Below are 2,013 nucleotides of genomic sequence, written 5' to 3'. Positions count from 1 at the left end.
TGGCAGCAGACCCCGGTGGTCGCCGTTGAGCACCCCGTCCAGACGGCGGGTGACGAGGAGCTCCAACTGCGTCAGGGCGGCGCGGGACGCCGCCGCGACCGGGTCGTCGCGGGTCCCCTCGTCCGCGTGGGTCACCGCGAGGACGGCGGGCCGGGCTGTGCGGGAACCGCGCTGATCTGTGGGAGCGGGACGGCCTCGAGAACGCGGCGCACGACGGTGTCCGCGGTGATCTCGTCCGCCAACGCGTCGTAGGTGAGGACGAGTCGGTGGCGGAGCACGGCGGGGAGCACGTCGACGACGTCCTGGGGCACCACGTAGTCGCGACCCCGGACGAGGGCCAGCGCTCGGGCCGCGGTGACGGCACCCAGGGTGGCCCGGGGGGACGCGCCGTACGCGAGCCACCTGGCCACGTCCTCGAGGCCGTGCCTCTCGGGTTCGCGGGTGGCGACGGTGACCCTGACCACGTAGTCGACCAGCGCGTGGTGGACGAAGACCTCCCGGACAGCGTCCTGCAGCCGGATCAACGCGTCGACCCCGAGGACGCGGGACGGCTCCGGCGGACGTGTCCCCATCCGGTAGACGATCTCCCGTTCCTCCTCGGGGCTCGGGTAGTCCACGACGAGCTTGAACAGGAACCGGTCCCGCTGGGCCTCCGGGAGCTGGTACACGCCCTCGCTCTCGATGGGGTTCTGGGTGGCCATCACCAGGAACGGTGTCGGCATCGGGAAGGTCTGGCCGCCGATCGAGACGTGCCCCTCCGCCATCACCTCGAGCAGCGCCGACTGGACCTTGGCCGGCGCGCGGTTGATCTCGTCGGCCAGCACGAAGTTCGCGAGGATGGGACCGAGTTCGACCTCGAACTCCTCGCGGCCCTGCCGGTAGATCCGGGTGCCGACGATGTCCGCCGGAACCAGGTCCGGGGTGAACTGGAGGCGACGGAAGCTGCCCCCCACGACGGTGGCGAACGTCTCCACGGTGAGCGTCTTGGCGACACCCGGCACGCCCTCGAGGAGGATGTGACCGCGCGAGAGCAGACCCACCAGGATCATCTCGATGAGCCGGTCCTGGCCCACCACGACCTTCTTGACCTCGTACACCGCCTGCTCCAGCAGCCTGGCGTCCGAGGCCGCGGAGGACGCGGAGACCGCGGGGCGTGAGCCCGGGTCGGGCGAGTGGTCGGTGTGGGGATCGCTCACCGCGGAGGGCTCCTTCGCGAGGTGGGGGGTCGGTGGCCCTGGGGCCGGACCCTCAGGACGGACTGTGGACGACAGTACCGGTGTACGGCGGTGCCCGGCCCGACCAGTGGTCGGGCCGGGCACGGTGGGTCCGGCACGGTGGGTCCGGCGCTGTGGGTCGGCGCGACTGCGTCAGGTCAACCGGACGACCATGGGTGAGATCCCGGCCATCCGGACCGGCGAGATCTTGACGACGTCACCGGACTGCGGGGCCTCCACCATCCTGCCGTCTCCGAGGTACAACGCCACGTGGCCGGGCCAGAAGAGCATGTCGCCACGCTTACGGGTGGCCACCGGGTACTGCGGGCCGGCGGTGTACTGGTACCCGGTGAAGTGCGGCAGTGCCTTACCGATTCCGGCGAACGCGTAGATCATCAGTCCGGAGCAGTCGAAACCGATCTTGTTGTAGTCACCGTGGCTGTCCGCGACGCCGCCGTCCCGGATGCCCCGCGTCGGTCCCCTGGCGTCGCCGCCGCCCCAGGCGTAGGGGACGCCGAGCTGGGACAGCGCCCGGTTGACGACGGTCTCCACCTGGGCCGAACTCGACGGAGTCCCCGAGTTGCCGCCGCCCTGACCGGGTGCGGGTGCGGGCGCGGCAGGGCCTTGTTGGATCGACCCGAAGTCAGCCCGTCCGATCGCGTCGGCGACCTGCTGGATGATCGCCTCGGTGTCCCCGTTGATCCCCGCGTCGATCGCGGCGCCGACGCTGCCGGCGTCGATCGCACCACCGACGGCCCGCGCCGCCCCGTCCGAGGACCCCCCGGCGAACTGGCGGACC

At 71.6% G+C, this 2,013-nt stretch carries 2 protein-coding genes; both read right to left on the bottom strand.

Translation table 11 applies throughout. From position 1 onward, the window contains the following. Nucleotides 1-131: 131 nt before the first annotated feature. A complete protein-coding gene (locus G6018_RS05585) occupies nucleotides 132-1,196 on the bottom strand; it encodes a MoxR family ATPase (RefSeq protein ID WP_346034539.1) in 1,065 nt (354 codons plus the stop codon). 171 nt (nucleotides 1,197-1,367) lie between these two features. Beyond that, a partial coding sequence (locus G6018_RS05580; protein ID WP_241732002.1) for an NlpC/P60 family protein occupies nucleotides 1,368-2,013 on the bottom strand: 646 nt, incomplete at its 5' end.

It is taken from the genome of Dietzia sp. DQ11-44 (assembly GCF_014145205.1).
Classification (GTDB): domain Bacteria; phylum Actinomycetota; class Actinomycetes; order Mycobacteriales; family Mycobacteriaceae; genus Dietzia; species Dietzia natronolimnaea.
This window is presented reverse-complemented; position numbering and strand designations above follow the sequence as displayed.